Raw genomic sequence first — 17,853 nt, forward strand, 5'->3', positions numbered from 1 at the left:
GCCACCGCCGGTGCGCGGCGAGCTGCTCGACCTGCCGGCGCCCCTTCCGGACCTGGGTCCCGTCCTGGCCGAGGTCCCGCCGGCGCTGCCGTCCCTGCCCGCCCTTCCCGACCCGATCGGACCGGTGCTGCAGAACCCGCCGACCGTGCCGGGTCTCCCCGGTACGCCGGGGGTGCCCGGGCTCGGGCCGATCCAGCTGCCGCCCGTGGTGCCCGTCCCGTGGCCACCGGGTGGTCCCGGCGGAGCGGGTCGGTGACCGGTGGCTACTCGTCCGTGGTGCGCATGAAGCGGTAGCCCTTGCCCTCGTCGTCGTCATCCGTGGGCGCGCCGTCGTCGTCCCGCGGCGGTGCCGGTGCGCCCTGCTCGATGATGTCGTCGAGCTCGTGGCCCTCCTGGATCATGGTGTAGGCCTGCCGCATGCCCTCCACGCCGGTGGACAGCGCGGCCCGGACCTGCGGGTCGTCGAGCCGGCGGCCGGCGGCGACGTCCTCCCAGGACAGCTCGCCGTCGTCGATCCGCCGCTGCAGCTCGCGCAGCTCCCGCGGCGCTTCCGCGCTGCGCGCGTGCTCCTCGATCAGCTGAATGTCCTCTTCGGACAACTTGGTCTTCGGCGTCTCCCGCTCGACCCGCTTCGCCTCGACGATGGCCCGGTCCAGCGCCACCTCGGCCTCTTCCAGCCGGGCAAGCGCCTCGGTGATCTGCGGGGTCCGCCACGACTCGGCGCCGGTCATGACGCGTCTCCTTGCTGCCGGACGGCCTCGATGAACGCGTCCGGCGGGCGGTAGCGGTGCTCGAGGACGTAGTGGGCGATCATGTCCGGTGCGGCATACCGCACGCCGTTGCTGCCCTCCACCCGGATCTCGGCGAAACCGACCGGAAAGTCGCCCTCCGGCGATTTCACCGTGATCGGCTGCGGCATCGGCTCGGCCGGTCGCGGGCACAGGTTGCAGTAGTGCCACCCCCGCGTGCGGTTCACCGGGTTCCGGCACAGCTCGACCAGGCGCTCGGCGAAATCGGCCGGAACGTCCCCGGTGGGATACGGTTCCGCCGCGTCGAGCCAGCCGACGTTGACCGACCCGTCCTGGAACTCCGGCAGGTACCGGTACGGGGAGCCGTCCTCGAAATACGTCATGGGTAGACCTCGCGACACGCGGCCCAGTGCACGTTGCCCATGTTGGGCCGCAACAGATCGGACAGCCGGGTCGGCTGCGTCACCGTCACCGGGGTGCCCATGATATTCAGCCCGTGCGGCGGGCTCAGGATGTAGTTCGGCACCTGCGCCCCCGGCCCGAACGTCTCGTGCGGGGTGGCGTTGCCGTGGTACTCGACCCGGTTGCCCAGCGAGTCGCTGATCGTCTGGCCGTGCGCGCTGTAGAAGTTGATATGGGTTCCCGGCGGCACCGTCACCGTGGACGTGTCCCCGCTCGGGATGGTGCCGTGCCCGCTGAACACCAGCTCGTGGTCCGGCCGGTGCCCCGGCCGAAGATCCGTGACGTTGCCGTTGGAGTCCACGGCGAAGCTCGGCGCGCCGCGGGTCGCGGTCGGGTTCGACGTGCACGGCGTGAGGCCGAGCGGGTCGCGCCAGGTGGTCGGGTTCGGCACGTAGGTGTGCGGGTTGGCGCTGCCGATCAGCCCAAGCGGGTCGGCAGAGTCGTACCGGCCGAGCGACGGGTCGTAGTAGCGCTGGTAGTTGTAGACGTCGCCGGTCTCCGCGTCGTGGTACTGCCCGGGGAACCGCAGCGGGCACTCCGGCCCGGTGCTGCCGCGGGACAACGCCTTGCCCCACAAGGTGGTCTGCAATCGCCAGACGATGTCGCCGGCCGGGTCGAGCATCTCCACGGGCGTGCCGACGAGGTCGGTGACCAGCGCGTAGAACCGTTCGTCGACCCACTCCTGCGGAGCGGTGCGAACCCGCTCGGTCTGGCTGACCGGGCGGAACGAGCCGGGCTCGACGTCCCAGGTCGTGGTCGTGCCGCTGGCGGCCTGCTCGGCCAGCGTGACGCCGTCCCAGGTGAACACGGTCTCCTCGGCCACCTGGCCGTCGCTTCCCAGGCGCTGCTTGGCGATCCGGCGGCCGAACGCGTCGTAGACATACCGCCAGTCGGCGCCGTCCGGGGTGGTGACGCCGACCAGCCGGTCGTCGGTATCCCAGCGGTAGGCCCAGGTTCGTTGCTGCCCGGACAGGGTGTGCTGGCGGCGCAACACCAGCCGGCCCTGCCGGTCGTGCTCGTAGTGCACCCGCCCGGCCCGGCGGATCAGCGTCCCGGCGTACTCCCGCGGCCCCTGCGCCTCGGCGTCCTCCGGGGCCGCCGGCCACCCGGCCTGGGTGAGGTTGCCGGCGGCGTCGTAGGCGTACCGCTCGGTCCAGCCGTGCCCGTGCACCGCGGTCACCCGGCCGGCCGGGTCCAGCTCGAACGTTCGAGAGCCGGCAAGCTGGTCGGAGATGCCGGCCAACTGGCCGTCCGGCCGGAAGTGGTACCGCCGCTCCTGCACCAGCCGCGCGTCCCGTCCGGTCACCTGCTGGCCGACCAGCCGGTGGTTGGCATCCCAGGCCTGGGCCAGCACCGCACCCGCGTCCAGCTGCCGGCGGATCTCCCTACCGGCGGCGTCGTATCCGAAGTGGACGGTGTGGCCGGCGGTGGTCAGTTGGGTCGGGTTGCTGTTCGGGTCGAACGACCACGTCGACTCCGCGCCGCTCGGCGTGCGCCGGTGCGTGCGCCGGCCGAGCGCGTCGTAGGTCGACCGCAGCGTCCGACGGTGTCCAATTTCCTGGCTCGACGGCGTACCGCCGGTCACGGTCTCGGCGAGCACCCGGCCCACCGGGTCGCGCTCGAACTCGACCGCCACCTCCGGCGTCGCCGCGCGGACCATCCGGCCGGCCTCGTCGAACCCGAACGTCGCGGTCACCGTGTCGCCGACCCGTTTGGCGACCACGTTGCCCAGCGCGTCCCTGGTGAACGTGGTGGTCTCGCCGGCCCCGTTGGTGCGGGCGACGAGCTGGCCCGCGGCGTCGTGCCGGTAGGTCAGCGTGCGGCCGTTGAAGTCGGTCTCCGAGACCAGGTTCCCGGCGGCGTCGTAGACGTACCGCCAGGTCAGACCCTGCGCGTTGGTCACGGAGGTCAGCCGGAGGTTGGCGTCGTAGCCGAACTCCAGCCGCGTCCCGTCCGGGCCGATGCGGGCGGTGGCCAGGTCAAGGCCGCCGAACTCGGTCCGGGACGTCTGCCCGAGCGCGTCCCGGTACTCGATCAGGTTGCCCTCGCCGTCGTAGGACCACCGCTCGGTCGCGCCGTCGGGCAGGGTCCGGGAGAGCAGCTTGCCCTCGATGCTCCAGCCGTACCGGGTGACGCCGCCGACCGGGTCGATGACGGCGCTGATCCGGCCGAACACGTCCCGCTCGTAGCGGGTGGTGGCGCCGAGCGCGTCGGTGGTCGACACGACGAGGCCGGCGGCGTCGGTCGCGACGCGGCGCGCGCTGCCCGTCGCGTCGACCACGGACGTGAGGCCCCCGTGGTCGTCGTAGGCGAACCGGGTGACCGCACCCGCCGCGTCGGTCACCGTCACGACGTTGCCCCGGCCGTCGTACTCGCGCCGCGACCGCAGGCCGCCGGGTTCGAGAACCGACGTGGCCAGGCCGATCTCGCCGTACTCAAGCGCGGTCCGGCCGCCGTCCGGCCGGGTGAGCCGGGTCAGCCGGCCGGCGTGGTCGTACTCGAACCGGGTGGTGCGGCCGAGCGGATCCGTGCGGGCGATCAGCCGGTCGCGATCGTCCCATTCGGACGTCGTGGTGTTGCCGAGCGGGTCGGTCTCGGCGACGACGTTGTTGCGCTCGTCGTAGCGGTAGACCGTGGTGTGGCCGAGGGCGTCGGTGTACCGGGTGGTCCGGCTCTCGTCGTCGTAGCTGAAGGTCCCGTTCAGCAGCCCGTCGGCGCCCTGGTTGGCGATGCAGCGCCCGCGCTCGTCGTAGAAGTAGCGGTACCACCGGCCGTTGCGGTCGGTCCACCGGGTGAGCCGGCCGTCGGGGTCGTAGCCGAACCGCAGCGGCAGGTTGGACGAGTTGATCACCTCGGCCAGATCGCCCGCGTCGGAGTAGGCGTAGCGCACCAGTGCGATGCCCGGCCCGCCGGGGGTGCGCAGCCGCAGCTCGGTGACCCGGCCCGCCTCGGTGGCGACGTCGAGGTGGTAGCCGCCGGAGTGCACGACCTCGGTGAGCGCGCCGGCGGCGTCGCGCAGGAAGCCGATCCGGTTGTCGTTGCGGTCGGAGATCGCGACCAGTGGCCGGACGGCGCCCGGGGCGGCCGCGAACCGCAGCAGCTGTCCGGACTCCGGCTTGCTGATCGCGTAGCCGTGCTCGTCGCGGCGCAGCGGCCAGCGGGGACCGACGCGGGGCATGACCTCGCCCGCGCCGGGGTCGGGGTAGACCAGGAGCATGCCGTCGTCGGCGACGTAGACCACGCCGGCGTGGTCGAGCTCGAGCCTTTGGTCCAAAGTGGACGCCCAGGACCGGCCGAAGCCGCTCCCGGCCCGGTAGGACGAGACATGGGTGCGGCGCAGGACCAGCGGCAGAACGCCGGGCAGGTCGACGTCGGTCTGACCGAGGACCACCTCGCCGGTGGTGACGTCGACCGGGTCGCCGGAGGTCGTTCGGGCCCCCTCCGGAGTGCGGGTGTCGTTGGGGTTGGCCGGCCGGTTCGTGGCGCCGGTCTGCCCCGGCGTGCCGCGGGCCGTCGTGCCCGGCGACCCCGGGCCGGTGGTCACGCCGCTCGGGGTGGTGGTCTGCGCGGCGGCGCGTTCGTCGCGCAGGCCGGCGGCGTTGTCGCGGGCGCTGGATGCGGAGGTGGCGAGGTCGCCGGCCGCGCCGGCGACCTGGGTGGCGCCGTACTGGACCTGGCGGGCGCCGCCGGCGGCGGTGGTGAGGCCCTGGCCGGCCTCGTTGGCGACGTTGAGCGCGTCGTTGAGGTTGTGGATGTCGTCGATCTTGGACAGCGCGGTGCCGACCTGCTGGATGCCGTCGATGACCAGCTGGGCGCCAGAGATGATGGCCCGGATGCCCTCGATCAGCTGCATGATCGCGTTGTAGATCTGGATGCCGTCGTAGACCAGCTTGACCGCCCGGCCCCACCCGACCACCGGGATCGGCAGCATGGCGGCGGCCTCGATCAGCTTGTCCACCAGCATCTTGATCAGGTTCAGGATCCGGTCGCAGGCCATCCGCGAGCCCTGGGCGACCTTGTTGAGCGCGAACCCGATCAGGTTGGCGGCCTGGGCGTCGGCCTCGATGCCCAGCGTCCAGGTGGTGCCGATCAGGTCGCGGAACCGGTCGGCGGCCTCACCCTGCCAGGCCGGCTGCAGCTCGCCGAGGCCGGCGTTGAGGTTGTTGCGGACGGCCTGCAGCGCCGCCGCGACGTTCTTCCACTCGCCGGCCTGCTCGGCGATCTTGTCGAAGTCCCCGGTGATCGGCTTGATGATCGACTCGACCAGGCTCTCCCCGACGATCCGCTCCCAGACCCAGTTGACCGCCTGCACCTCGAACCCGGCGTTGCGGATCGCGTCCGCCACCTGCGGCCCGGTATGCCCGTGCGGCGTCCGGTTGAGCAGCGCGGCCGGATCCTCGACGTCCGCGTAGCCCGGCATCAGTCCGCACCGCCCAGCCCGGCGCCGGCCGCGGTGACGTTGGTGGCGCCGGCCTGGTCCTGCCGCTCGTAGCCGGCGGCGGTCTGGTCGAGGCCGTCCTTCACCTCGGTGATCTTCCGGTTGGCCAGCTGCAGGGTCTGCGCGTAGAGCCCGACGACGCCGTTCACCACCGGCACCAGCAGGGCGAGCAGGCCGGTGAACCCGCTTGTGTCACCGCCCTTGTCCGTGGCATGCCGTTCGATGCTGGCGAAATGCCCGGCGGTGCGCTCGAGCAGCGAGCCGTACCCCCGCAACTCCTCCGGCTCTACGTGGAATCCGCCACCAGCCATGGGCCCGCCCTTCCGGCTCGGGAGCTCTGCCGGAGCGTCAGAGTATGGCCCCGGCCACACCGTTCCCGATCGGGTGAAAACGTGGGCTATCGCAAATTCAGCCGGATTTCCGGGATCCCATGGCCAGGTAGGCGGGGCGGAGCAGGTCGGTGACCGGCTTTCCGCGCACGGTAAGGGAAAGCGGGTCGCGTTCGCGCAGGACGGCGTCCGGCACGACGATCTCGGCCGGGTGGCGCTCCAGCCGGGCAAGGCGGCCCTGGTTGCTGAGGTAGGAGCCGACGCACTCGGCCAGCGGCGGCTCCGGCACGGCGCCCAGCTCGTCCCACGGCGACCGGCGCGCCCGCGGTGTGCTGTCCACAGTGGACGAATTCGGCGCGCGCAGCCGACGCAGGTTGGCCAGCAGCTCGGCCCGGCCCCGGCCGCGCCAGGCCAGGATCAGGAACGGGTCCCGGTCGAACGCCTCGGCCAGCAGGTACAGCGTGGCCGCCACGTGCTTGCACGGCACGGACCAGTCCGGGCAGCTGCAGGTCATGGTCAGGTCCGCCGCGCTGCTCGGGAACAGCGACAGGCCCAGCCCGTCGAGCACGTCCTCCAGGTCCTGCGGCATCTCGCCGGCGAGCAGCTTGGCGCCGAAGATCACCTGCCCGGCCAGCGCCCGCTCGATGCGCCGCCACTGCCGCGGCGGGATCGGCGTGAGCTCGATGAGCACCCGGTACGGCTCCGGCCGGGAGCCCTGCACGGTGGCGCTCACCGCGCCTGCGCCGACCTCCATGGCGACGACCTGGCCGGATCGGGCGTAGGCGCGGGCCCTGGCCAGCCGGCCGCCAAGGTCGAGCGACTCCAGCACGTCGATGAACCGGCGCGACCACCAGGTGCTCCCGATCGCTCCGCGCTTGGTCCTCGCCCGGATGCCGTTCTCCACCCGGATCGGGCCGGACTTCTGATAGTCGGGATCGTCCCAGAACGGGGTCCGCGGTCGGTCCGGCATCGGCTACTCCGACACCGCGTCGGCGGACAGCGTGACCACCTCGCGCAGCTCGTCGACCGACAGCTCGGTGAGCCAGCTCTCCCCGCTGCCGACGGTCATCCTGGACAGCGCCTTCTTGCTCTCGATCATCGTGTCGATCTTCTCCTCCAGGGTGCCGACGCAGACGAACTTGCGGACCTGGACGTTCTTGCGCTGCCCGATGCGGAAGGCGCGGTCGGTCGCCTGGTCCTCGACCGCGGGGTTCCACCACCGGTCGAAGTGGATCACGTGGTTGGCCGCGGTCAGGTTCAGCCCGGTGCCGCCGGCCTTCAGCGACAGCAGGAAGATCGGCGGGCCGTCACCGGACTGGAACGCCGCGACCATGGCGTCCCGCCTGCGCTTGGGCGTGCCGCCGTGCAGGTACAGCACGTCCTGGCCGAACCGGTTGGCCAGGTGCCGGTGCAGCAGCTCGCCGAACTCGGTGAACTGCGTGAAGCACAGCGCCCTGTCGCCCTCGGCGAGCACCTCCTCGAGGATCTCCTCCAGCCGGGCGAGCTTGCCGGAGCGGCCGGTCAGCCGGGTGCCGTCCCTGAGCAGGTGCGCCGGATGGTTGCAGACCTGCTTGAGCTTGGTCATCGTGGCCAGCACCAGGCCCTTGCGCTCGATGCCCTCACTGCTCTCGATCTTGGCGAGCATGTCGTCGACGACGGCCTGGTACAGCGACGCCTGCTCGGCGGTGAGGTTGCACAGCACCTTCATCTCGATCTTGTCGGGCAGGTCGCTGATGATCGCCGGGTCGGTCTTCAACCGGCGCAGCACGAACGGCCCGGTGATCTTCTTCAGCCGGGCGGCCGCCCGCTCGTCGCCATGCCGCTCGATCGGCACCGCGAACCGCTCGCGGAAGGCCGACAGCGAGCCGAGCAGCCCGGGGTTCACGAAGTCCACAATGGACCACAGCTCGGCCAGCCGGTTCTCGACGGGCGTTCCGGTGAGCGCGATCCGCTGCTGGGCGGGCAGCCCGCGCACGGCGGCGCTCTGCTTGGTGGCGCTGTTCTTGATGTGCTGCGCCTCGTCGAGCACCACCCGCCGCCAGTCGATCCTGCCGAGCAGCCCGGCGTCGCGGGTGGCCACCGCGTAGGTGGTGATCACCAGGTCGGCCCCGGCCGCGGCGTCGAGCAGCCCGTCGTCGCGCAGCCGATCCGACCCGTGGTGCACGTGCACCGACAGCTCGGGGGCGAACCGCGCGGCCTCGCGCTGCCAGTTGCCGACCACCGACATCGGGCATACCAGCAGCGTCGGCCCGCCGCCCCGCTCCCGCAGTAGCAGCGCCAGCGTCTGCACGGTCTTGCCGAGCCCCATGTCGTCGGCGAGCACCCCGCCGAGCCGCAGGTCGTCGAGGAAGGCCAGCCAGGACAGGCCGCGCTCCTGGTACGGCCGCAGCGTCGCGGCCAGCCCGTCGGGGCTGGGAACCGGGCGCAGCCGGTGATCGAGCTGCCCGGACAGCAGGTCGCCGACCCAGCCGCTGGCCTCGACCCCGACCACCGGCAGGTCGACGTCCAGCTCCTGCACGCCCGACCCGATCCGCAGCAGTTCGGCCACCGACATCCGGCCGCCGGACTGCCGGTCGACGTAGGCAAGGGCCTTGCGCAGCCGGATGTGGTCCACCTCGACCCACTGGCCGCGCATCCGCACCAGCGGCGCCTTGGCCCTGGCGAGCTGGTCGAGCTCGTCCCCGGTCAGCACGTGCTCGCCGAGCGCCACCTGCCACCGGTAGTCGACCAGCGCGTCGAACCCGACCTGACTGCGGGTCTGCACGGTGCCCGGCGTGCCGGGGCTGGAGCCGCTGAGCTTGAGCCCGATGCCGCCCGGCCGCCAGGTGGACGGCAGCAGCACGCCGAACCCGGCCTGAGCGAGCAGCGGCGCCGCGGCGCGCAGGAACCAGTACGCCTGCACGGTGTCCATGACCAGGCCGGTCGGCATGGCCGAGCGCAGCGCGTCGTCCAGCTCGGGCCACAGCCGGCTGGCCCGGCCGAGCTCGGCGAGCAGCGCCTCCTGCGGGCGCTCCACGTGCCGGTCGAACAGGATCATCGCGGCGTCGGAACGCCAGATCTCCGCCGTGCCGACGATCAGGCTCGGCTCGGCGACGTCCTGCACGAGGAACTCCAGCCCCCACTCGTCGTCCTCGTCGTCTTCCGGCGGTTCGAGCCGGAAGCAGACCCGCACCTCGTCGGACGCCTCCGCGGCCGAGCGGTGCCAGGCGTCCAGCGCCGCCCGCAGCTCGGCCAGCGCCGGTTCGGGTGCGTCGATGCGCGCGTCCGGCCCGGTCAGCGCGGCCAGCCAGGCCTCGGTGGCGCCGGACTGCCCGCCGCGCCGCCCCGGCAGCAGCGTGAGCGACTCGAGTGCGATCCGCGTGGCGCCGTCGGTCAGCGCGGTCAGCGCGTCGATGAGCACCTCGGTGCGGCCCCGCCCCTCGGCCCGCAGCACCGGGGGAGCGGCCGCGGCCAGCGCGCGCAGCCGGTCCCGGTCGGCGCCGGCGGGCACGGGCACCCAGCGGGCCTCGTCGCCCACGACGGCCGGCAGCACCCGCCGCCGCTCGACGAAGTCGGCGGCGATGGCGGCCAGCTCGGCAAGGAACCGCACGGAGTCGCCGAGCGGGGCGAGCTCGGTCCCGCCACCGTCCTCGTACTCCAGGTACAGCTGGCCGCGCACCGCGTCGAGCACCCCCAGCGCGGCGTCGACGTCGAACAACGCCACCGGAATCTCCGTGCAGGCAAGGGTTTCGCCCCTTGGCAGCAGCAGCTCGAGCTGCCCGGCGGTCGCCTTGTGCGCAAGGCCGTCGACGGTGGAGCCGGCCAGCAGCTCCACGAGGACCTCGGCCGGCTCGCCCCCGTCGCCCCACAGCGCCAGCCGGTTGTCCGCCGACCAGATCGCGTGCACGACCACCACGCGCGTCACGGTAGCCCGCCGCGCTGACACTTCATGGCCGGACGCGCGGAGTGAGCGGAGCTTGCGGAGCGATCCGTCCGGCACTGCCCTGTCGCCGAGGAACGAGGCGACGGGGGTAACCAGCACCGAGCTTGCGAGGTGCTGGAATAACTAAGTCGATGCCGCCGCTGATTCCGTGCGACCATGGATTATCGAAACTTTCGGAGAAGGGGAACGGGTTCACCAGGTGACAGAGGATTTCACTCAGCGACAGGCCACCGACGAGCTGACCGACCTGCCTGAGCTGTCTCCCGGCGAACTCGAGCTCTCCGACCGGGCGGCACTGCGCCGGGTCGCGGGGCTGTCCACCGAGCTCGCCGACATCACCGAGGTCGAGTACCGGCAGCTCCGGCTGGAGCAGGTCGTGCTGGTCGGGGTGTGGACCGAGGGCACGGCGCAGCAGTCCGAGGCGTCCATCACCGAGCTGGCCCGGCTGGCCGAGACGGCCGGCTCGCAGGTGCTCGAGGGCCTCGTCCAGCGGCGCGACCGGCCGGACCCGGCCACCTACGTGGGCCGCGGCAAGGTCGAGGAGCTGGCCGGCGTGGTGGCCGCGACCGGCGCCGACACGGTGATCTGCGACGGCGAGCTGTCGCCGAGCCAGTTGCGGCAGCTGGAGTCCCGGCTGAAGGTCAAGGTGATCGACCGGACCGCGCTGATCCTGGACATCTTCGCCCAGCACGCGCGCTCCCGGGAGGGCAAGGCCCAGGTGGAGCTGGCCCAGCTGCAGTACTTCCTGCCGCGGCTGCGGGGCTGGGGCGAGGCGCTGTCCCGGCAGGCCGGCGGCCGGGCCGGCGGCGGCAACGGCGGCGTGGGCCTGCGCGGCCCCGGTGAGACCAAGCTGGAGACCGACCGGCGCCGGATCCGCGCGCGGATCTCCAAGCTACGCCGGGAGATCGCGGGCATGGAGGTCGTCAGGGACACCAAGCGCGGCCGCCGGCTGGCCAACCGGGTGCCGAGCGTGGCGATCGCCGGCTACACCAACGCCGGCAAGTCCAGCCTGCTCAACGCGTTGACCGGGGCGGGTGTGCTGGTGGAGGACGCGCTGTTCGCCACCCTCGACGCGACCACCCGCCGGTCGACCACCGCGGACGGGCGCACGTACACGCTCACCGACACGGTCGGCTTCGTCCGGCACCTGCCGCACCAGCTCGTCGAGGCCTTCCGGTCCACTTTGGACGAAGTGGCCGACGCCGATCTCCTCGTGCACGTCGTGGACGGGTCCGAGCCGAACCCGGAGTGGCAGGTCGACGCCGTGCACGAGGTGCTCGGGGAGATCCAGCAGCGCCGGGGCACCGCCCTGCCGCCCGAGCTGGTGGTGGTCAACAAGATCGACGCGGCGAACGACGTGGCGCTGGCCCGGTTGCGGCACCTGCTGCCGAACGCGGTGTTCGTCTCCGCGCAGACCGGGGCGGGCATCCCCGCGCTGCGCGAGCGGATCGCCGAGGATCTGCCGCGACCCGATCGCGAGGTCGAGGTGCTGGTGCCGTACGCGCGGGGCGAGCTGGTGGCGCGGGTGCACCGGGAGGGTGAGGTGCTCACCGAGCGGCACACCGCCGAGGGCACCGCGCTGCGCGCCAGGGTCAAGCCGGACCTGGCGGGAGTGCTGGCGGGCTTCTCCGTCGACGGCACGCCTGACTGAGGTTGCGCCGGTTGCGGGATACCGTGGGCGGGTGCGCGTGCTCGGTGTCCTGCTCGTGGGGCTGCTCCTCGGGGCCGGCCCGGCGCCCGCGCTGGCCGACCCGGTCGAGCCCCCCGCCCCGGCCGCCGCGTGCGTGCTGGCCGACAAGCGCCTGGCCGAGCTGTCCGGCCTGGCCGCCGACGGGGAGCGGTGGTACGCCGTCAACGACGGCGGCACCAAGTCCACCGTGTACGTGCTGACCCGCGCATGCAAGGTCGAGCGGACGATCAGCGGCCCGACCGATCCGTACGACGTCGAGGACCTCGCCCGGTCGCCGGACGGCACGTTCTGGCTGTCCGACACCGGGGACAACGACAAGAAGCGCGCCACCGTCGCCCTGATCGCGCTCACCCCGGACGGCAAGACCACGCTCTACCGCCTGACCTACCCCGACGGCCCGCACGACACCGAGGCGCTGCTGCTCGACCGCGCCGACGTGCCACACCTGATCACCAAGAACCCACTGGGCACCGCGGACATCTACCGCCCCGTCGGCCCACTGGCCAGCCCCGGCCCCACCGCCCTCGTGCACGCCGGCTCGATCCGACTGACCGCCACCGACACCCCCGGCGGCCCGGTCCCCGCCGGCATCGGCTCGGTCCTGGTGACCGGCGCCGCGTCCACTGCGGACGGATCGGTCGTCGCGCTGCGCACGTACACCGAGGCCTACCTGTTCGGCGTGCCGGACGGCGAAGACCTGGTGACCGCACTCGGTGACCACCCGATACGGATACCGCTGCCCGACGAGCAGCAGGGCGAAGCCATCGCGTTCGAACCGGACGGATCCCTGGTGTCGGCCTCCGAGGGCATCGGCCAACCCATCCGCATCGTGCCCGGCGCGGCCGCCCTCGCCGCCCCACCGCCCCCCGCCCCACCACCGGCCGAGGCCGCCCAACCCGACCCCGGCAACGACCAGCCCGGCGGCAAAGACGGCCTACCCACCCTGCCCGCCATCGGAATCACCGTGGTCGTCGTCCTCGGCGGAGCCCTCCTGCTACGCCGCCGCCGCGCCCGCTAGACCCGACCCCGACCCCACTTCACCGAGCTGGAACCGCCACCCGCCAACGGCACCCAGCCACCTCGCCAAATCTCCGCACCCCACCCCGGGCACCCGTCAACGGCACCCAGCCATTCCGTCAAGTCCCGGCGCCCCCACCTCCGGGGACCCGCCAACGGCACCCAGCCACCTCGCCAAATCTCCGCGCCCCACCCCGGGTGCCCGCCAACGGCACCCCAGCCACTCCGCCAAATCCCGGCGCCCCCATTCAGAGCCGGCGCAGCACCGCCACGACCTTGCCGAGGATGGTGGCGGCGTCGCCCGGGATGGGCTCGTACGCGTCGTTGTGGGGGAGCAGCCAGACATGCCCGTCGCGGCGCTTGAACGTCTTGACCGTGGCCTCGCCCTCGATCATGGCGGCGACGATGTCACCGTTCTCGGCGGTGGGCTGCTGGCGCACCACGACCCAGTCGCCGTCGGCGATCGCCGCGTCGATCATCGAGTCGCCGGCGACCCGGAGCAGGAACAGGGAGCCCTCGCCGACGATCTCCTTGGGCAGCGGGAAGACGTCCTCGATGGCCTCCTCGGCGAGGATCGGGCCACCGGCGGCGATCCGGCCGACCACCGGAACGTAGGTGGGGCGGGGCGCCGCCTCCATCGCCGTCACGGTTTCCGCGGTCGGGTCGGCGTCGGGCGGGAGCACCCCGATCGCCCGCGGCCGGTTGGGGTCACGCCGCAGATAGCCCTTCTGCTCGAGCGCGCGGAGCTGGTAGGACACCGAGGAGGTGGAGGTGAGGCCGACCGCCTCGCCGATCTCGCGGACGCTTGGCGGGTAGCCGAACCGCTCCACCCACGCCCGGATCACCTCGAGCACCTCGCGCTGGCGGATCGGCAGGTCCTCACCGTCCGCGGTCGCCTCGACGTCCGGGAAGCTCCGCAGGTTGCCCCGCAACGGCTTCCGCTTGGGTATGCCTTTGGGTACTCCGCCAGGTTTGCGTGGCACTGGGCTTCCTTCCCTACGGGCCGGGACATGGCCAGGACGTCCCGGAGCTGGACTGCTGGACTGACGCTAGCTCTCCGTAACTCCTAGATCAAACACCTGTTCGACGACACGCCGATCGAGTCTCGATTTTTGTCGGTGGCCCGTGGTAGACATTCGCACGGAGGTTCGATCGAACCCCTGTTCGACGGATCGAGCACGTGTTCGACGAAGGATGGACCAGGTCGAGGAGGATGTCGTGGCTGTTCTGGAGGCCCCCACGAACCGGTCGCCGCGCGCGGTCGCATCCGCACCGAGGACCGCCGCGGCCGACACCGCCCGCCCACCCGGCCGCCGCAGCCCGGCCTCGGCCCCACGCGTCCTCGCCCCCGTCGCGTGCGACCACCGCCGCGCCCCGATCTCCCTGTCCCTCATCGCCGTCCTCGCGCTGGCCGTGTGCCTGGCCGTCGTCGGCCTCGCCATCCTGGGCAACGCCGGCTCCGGCGCGTCGACCGTGCCGAACCGGACGGCGGTGGTTCGGGTGGAGCCGGGCGAGAGTCTGTTGGAGCTCGCGGAGCGGGTGGCCCCGCGGAGCGACCCGGCGGCGGTGGTGGAGCGGATCCGGGAGTTGAACGGGTTGAGCGGGTCGGAGGTTCGTCCGGGGCAGCCGTTGCGGGTGCCTTCGGAGGGGTAGCGAGTTCGGGGCCGGGGTGGGGAGAGGTGTGCGCCCGCCCGGTTTTGTTGGGTCGGGTGCGGTTGGCGGGCTGCCGGTTGGCGGGTGGTTGCGGCGCCGGGGTTTGGCTGGGGCTGGGGTTGGCAAGGGCGAGTGCGGTTGGCGGGGTGGTTGGGCGCGGGGTTTTCGCTGGGGCTGGGTTGATTGGCGGGCTGCGGTTGACGGGACTGTGGAAAGGTGCGGTGCTGGCCGGAGCCCTGCGCCGTGGCGCATCGCCTCACCTGTACGGAGGCATCACACGGCAATCTGAGCGCGAGACACGTCGGGATCCCGGTCCCCGCCCCGGCGTGTCCCGTCTTCCGCAGCCGTGTCCCGCGTTCGGGTAGGTGTGTCCCGCACCTGCGAGCGAAGGCGATCATGGGCCATCTCGCAAACCCCGCCATCCGCGCCTGCAAACACCCGGTCCTCAACCCCCGGCGAAACTCATCGCGCTCCAACCACCCGCCACCCGCGACCACTCGGCCACTCAACTCCCGGTGAACTCACCGCATCTCCAACCAGCCGTCGCTAACCCCTGCGAACCCTGCACCCCCACCCCGCGACTTAATCCCGGCGAAACCTCGCCCCTCAGTCACCCAGGGCAGGCAAAGTTGGCGCGGAACGCGTCACGGCTGCACCAAGGCGGAACACGCCTGCCGGAAGGCGAGACGCGGCTACCTGAGCGCGGGACACGCCCGGGATGGGCGCGCCGGCCCGGCGTGTCGCCCGCTGGGGCGTTGGTTGCGGCTCCGCGGATGGTCCTCGGGCGGTGTCCCAGGAGCCTCAGGTGTCTCAAGCGTTTACCTGGTTCCCAGGGTGATCGCTCGGACGGTTGACCTTGGGAGGGTGAGGCGGGTGGGCCGTCACGGGGTGTGGTGTGCCGCCCTCAATGGGTGTTTCAGGGCCGTGTCGGCTTGCGTCATCTCGCGTCTGGGCATAGCGTGAACCCCTAGATGTAGTAGTTACACCGCTGTAGTTAGTCCACAGGTTGTGGGTGGGTTGTCCACCGGTCTATCCACAAGATGATCACCAGGCGGGGCTGTGGGTCGCGGCGGGCTGTGGTGAAGAGACGATGTGAGGGGGAGCCGGATGCGGTGTCCGTTCTGCCGTCATGGTGACTCGCGGGTGGTCGACTCGCGGGAGGTCGACGAGGGGCAGGTTATTCGGCGGAGGCGGTCGTGCCCCAATTGCAGCCGGCGGTTCACGACGGTGGAGGAGGCCGTGCTCGCGGTCGTGAAGCGGTCCGGGGTGACCGAGCCGTTCAGCCGCGAGAAGGTCGTGAACGGGGTGCGGCGGGCGTGTCAGGGGCGGCCGGTCGACGAGGACGCCCTGCAGCAGCTGGCGCAGCGGGTGGAGGAGTCGATTCGCTCGACGGGGTGTGCCGAGGTGCCGAGTCACGAGGTGGGGCTGGCGATTCTCGGGCCGCTGCGCGAGCTGGACGAGGTTGCGTACCTCAGGTTCGCCAGCGTGTACCGGTCGTTTTCGTCCATCGAGGACTTTGAGAAGGAGATTGCGGACCTGCGCAGCGCCATCGAGGCCGACAAGCGATGAGCAGGCGGCAGGTCCGGCGCCGTGGCGCGCCATCGGAAGGCGTTTCAGTGCTGGGAGCGAGCAATGAGGGAGAGGGACCGACCATGACGGAGACCGTCGGGACACCGGCGGCGGGGCGCCGCGCCGAGGAGAACGGGACGCGCCCCACTGGGCTGACGGTGCAGCGGGTGTACACCACCGAGGGCGTGCACCCCTACGACGAGGTCACCTGGGAACACCGCGACGTGGTGATGACCAACTGGCGTGACGGCACGGTCAACTTCGAGCAGCGGGGCGTGGAGTTCCCGGACTTCTGGTCGGTCAACGCCACCAACATCGTGACCAGCAAGTACTTCCGCGGCGCCGTGGGCACCCCGGCGCGCGAGCACTCGCTGCGCCAGCTCATCGACCGGGTCGTCGGCACCTACGTGCGCGCCGGCGTCGAGCACGGCTACTTCGCCACGCCCAAGGACGCCGAGGTCTTCGAGCACGAGCTCACCTGGATGCTGCTGCACCAGGTGTTCAGCTTCAACTCCCCGGTCTGGTTCAACGTCGGCACCACGTCTCCGCAGCAAGTCTCAGCGTGCTTCATCCTGGCCGTCGACGACACGATGGACTCGATCCTCAACTGGTACCGCGAGGAAGGGCTGATCTTCAAGGGCGGGTCGGGCGCCGGGCTGAACCTGTCCAAGATCCGGTCCTCGAAGGAGCTGCTGTCCTCCGGTGGCACGGCGTCCGGGCCGGTGTCGTTCATGCGCGGCGCGGACGCCAGCGCGGGGACCATCAAATCCGGGGGGGCGACGCGGCGGGCCGCCAAGATGGTCGTGCTCGACGTCGATCATCCGGACATCCGGGAGTTCATCGAGACCAAGGCGCGCGAGGAGGACAAGATCCGCGCGCTGCGCGACGCCGGTTTCGACATGGACCTCGGCGGGCAGGACATCACCTCGGTGCAGTACCAGAATGCCAACAACTCCGTGCGGGTCTCCGACGAGTTCATGCACGCGGTCGAGTCCGACGGTCAGTTCGGCCTGCGGGCGCGGACCACCGGCGAGGTGCTGGACACGATCAGCGCCAAGGGCCTGTTCCGCGAGATGGCGCAGGCCGCGTGGGAATGCGCCGACCCCGGCATCCAGTACGACGACACGATCAACGACTGGCACACCTGCCCGGAGTCCGGCCGGATCACCGCGTCCAACCCGTGCAGCGAATACCTTCACCTGGACAACTCCAGCTGCAACCTGGCCTCGTTGAACCTGCTGAAGTTCCTCCGTCCGGACGGGACCTTCGACGGTGAGCGGTTCGTCAGGACGGTCGAGCTGGTCATCACCGCGATGGACATCTCGATCTGCTTCGCCGACTTCCCGACCGAGGCGATCGGCCAGACCACCCGCGACTACCGCCAGCTGGGCATCGGCTACGCCAACCTGGGTGCGCTGCTCATGGCCACCGGCCACGCCTACGACTCGCGCGGCGGGCAGACCCTCGCGGCGGCCATCACCTCGCTGATGACCGGCACCGCCTACCGCCGCTCGGCGGAGCTGGCCGGCATCGTCGGCCCCTACGACGGCTTCGCCCGCAACGCCGACGCGCACGCCCGGGTGATGCGCAAGCACGCCGCGGCCAACGACGCCATCCGCCCGGTCGGCGCCGACGACGCCGACGTGCTCAAGGCGGCGACCGCCGAGTGGCAGGAGTGCCTGGCGATCGGCGCCGAGAACGGCTGGCGCAACGCCCAGGCCTCGGTGCTGGCCCCCACCGGCACCATCGGCTTCATGATGGACTGCGACACGACCGGCATCGAGCCGGACTTCTCGCTGGTCAAGTTCAAGAAGCTGGTCGGCGGCGGCTCCATGCAGATCGTCAACCAGACGGTGCCGCGCGCGCTCAAGAGCCTGGGCTACCAGGAGGAGCAGATCGAGGCGATCGTCGAGTACATCGCCGAGCACGGTCACGTCGTGGACGCCCCGAGCCTGCGGCCGGAGCACTACGAGGTCTTCGACTGCGCCATGGGCGAGCGGGCCATCTCCCCGATGGGCCACGTC

Annotated in this window: 12 protein-coding genes and 1 pseudogene; 6 read left to right on the plus strand and 7 right to left on the minus strand. The window is 71.8% G+C overall.

What is annotated here, in order from left to right; genetic code table 11:
• Positions 1–256 (plus strand): annotated as a pseudogene (locus VGX25_RS27520) (hypothetical protein); the annotation flags it as partial.
• A 7-nt stretch (positions 257–263) separates the two neighbouring features.
• Here the strand turns inward: VGX25_RS27520 and VGX25_RS27525 are convergent.
• The 6 genes from VGX25_RS27525 to VGX25_RS27550 form a co-directional block, all read right to left on the minus strand.
• Positions 264–731: a hypothetical protein gene (locus tag VGX25_RS27525; protein WP_326920819.1), complete on the minus strand. Its 468-nt coding sequence runs from the start codon at positions 729–731 to the stop codon at positions 264–266.
• Positions 728–1,132, minus strand: a complete 405-nt coding sequence (locus tag VGX25_RS27530; protein ID WP_326920820.1) for a hypothetical protein — start codon at positions 1,130–1,132, stop codon at positions 728–730. The genes VGX25_RS27525 and VGX25_RS27530 overlap by 4 nt, the downstream gene beginning before the upstream one ends.
• Positions 1,129–5,631, minus strand: coding sequence for a putative adhesin (locus VGX25_RS27535; protein WP_326920821.1), 4,503 nt, complete (start codon positions 5,629–5,631; stop codon positions 1,129–1,131). The genes VGX25_RS27530 and VGX25_RS27535 overlap by 4 nt, the downstream gene beginning before the upstream one ends.
• Entirely contained in the window at positions 5,631–5,960 is a 330-nt protein-coding gene (locus VGX25_RS27540; RefSeq protein WP_326920822.1) for a type VII secretion target, read from the minus strand. The genes VGX25_RS27535 and VGX25_RS27540 overlap by 1 nt, the downstream gene beginning before the upstream one ends.
• Before the next feature lie 97 nt (positions 5,961–6,057).
• Positions 6,058–6,948 carry an SWIM zinc finger family protein gene (locus VGX25_RS27545; protein ID WP_326920823.1) on the minus strand — a complete coding sequence of 297 codons (891 nt, stop codon included), beginning with the start codon at positions 6,946–6,948 and terminating at the stop codon, positions 6,058–6,060.
• Positions 6,949–6,951: 3 nt separating this feature from the next.
• Positions 6,952–9,873 carry a DEAD/DEAH box helicase gene (locus tag VGX25_RS27550; protein ID WP_326920824.1) on the minus strand — a complete coding sequence of 974 codons (2,922 nt, stop codon included), beginning with the start codon at positions 9,871–9,873 and terminating at the stop codon, positions 6,952–6,954.
• A gap of 226 nt (positions 9,874–10,099) precedes the next feature.
• Between VGX25_RS27550 and hflX the strand changes: the two genes are divergently transcribed.
• The gene (gene hflX / locus VGX25_RS27555; RefSeq protein ID WP_326920825.1) at positions 10,100–11,551 is read left to right on the plus strand and encodes a GTPase HflX; all 1,452 of its coding nucleotides are present in this window, start codon (positions 10,100–10,102) and stop codon (positions 11,549–11,551) included.
• A 37-nt stretch (positions 11,552–11,588) separates the two neighbouring features.
• Positions 11,589–12,608, plus strand: coding sequence for a hypothetical protein (locus VGX25_RS27560; protein ID WP_326920829.1), 1,020 nt, complete (start codon positions 11,589–11,591; stop codon positions 12,606–12,608).
• A gap of 247 nt (positions 12,609–12,855) precedes the next feature.
• Here the strand turns inward: VGX25_RS27560 and lexA are convergent, their stop codons facing one another.
• Positions 12,856–13,527 carry a transcriptional repressor LexA gene (gene lexA, locus VGX25_RS27565; protein WP_326920830.1) on the minus strand — a complete coding sequence of 224 codons (672 nt, stop codon included), beginning with the start codon at positions 13,525–13,527 and terminating at the stop codon, positions 12,856–12,858.
• 298 nt (positions 13,528–13,825) lie between these two features.
• Between lexA and VGX25_RS27570 the strand changes: the two genes are divergently transcribed.
• The 3 genes from VGX25_RS27570 to VGX25_RS27580 form a co-directional block, all read left to right on the plus strand.
• A complete protein-coding gene (locus VGX25_RS27570) occupies positions 13,826–14,260 on the plus strand; it encodes a LysM peptidoglycan-binding domain-containing protein (protein WP_326920826.1) in 435 nt (144 codons plus the stop codon).
• A gap of 1,107 nt (positions 14,261–15,367) precedes the next feature.
• Complete coding sequence (gene nrdR / locus VGX25_RS27575; protein ID WP_326920827.1) at positions 15,368–15,829, plus strand: transcriptional regulator NrdR; 462 nt, start codon at positions 15,368–15,370, stop codon at positions 15,827–15,829.
• 83 nt (positions 15,830–15,912) lie between these two features.
• On the plus strand, positions 15,913–17,853 hold a 1,941-nt coding region (locus VGX25_RS27580; RefSeq protein WP_326920828.1), incomplete at its 3' end, for a vitamin B12-dependent ribonucleotide reductase.

This window comes from Actinophytocola sp., assembly GCF_035942955.1.
GTDB lineage: Bacteria > Actinomycetota > Actinomycetes > Mycobacteriales > Pseudonocardiaceae > DASYTH01.

Excerpts from the sequence above, each read along its gene's own strand:
- VGX25_RS27525 (WP_326920819.1), bottom strand. The coding sequence starts at position 731 with ATGACCGGCGCCGAGTCGTGGCGGACCCCGCAGATCACCGAGGCGCTT.
- VGX25_RS27530 (WP_326920820.1), bottom strand. The coding sequence starts at position 1,132 with ATGACGTATTTCGAGGACGGCTCCCCGTACCGGTACCTGCCGGAGTTC.
- VGX25_RS27535 (WP_326920821.1), bottom strand. The coding sequence starts at position 5,631 with ATGCCGGGCTACGCGGACGTCGAGGATCCGGCCGCGCTGCTCAACCGG.
- VGX25_RS27540 (WP_326920822.1), bottom strand. The coding sequence starts at position 5,960 with ATGGCTGGTGGCGGATTCCACGTAGAGCCGGAGGAGTTGCGGGGGTAC.
- VGX25_RS27545 (WP_326920823.1), bottom strand. The coding sequence starts at position 6,948 with ATGCCGGACCGACCGCGGACCCCGTTCTGGGACGATCCCGACTATCAG.
- nrdR (WP_326920827.1), top strand. The coding sequence starts at position 15,368 with ATGCGGTGTCCGTTCTGCCGTCATGGTGACTCGCGGGTGGTCGACTCG.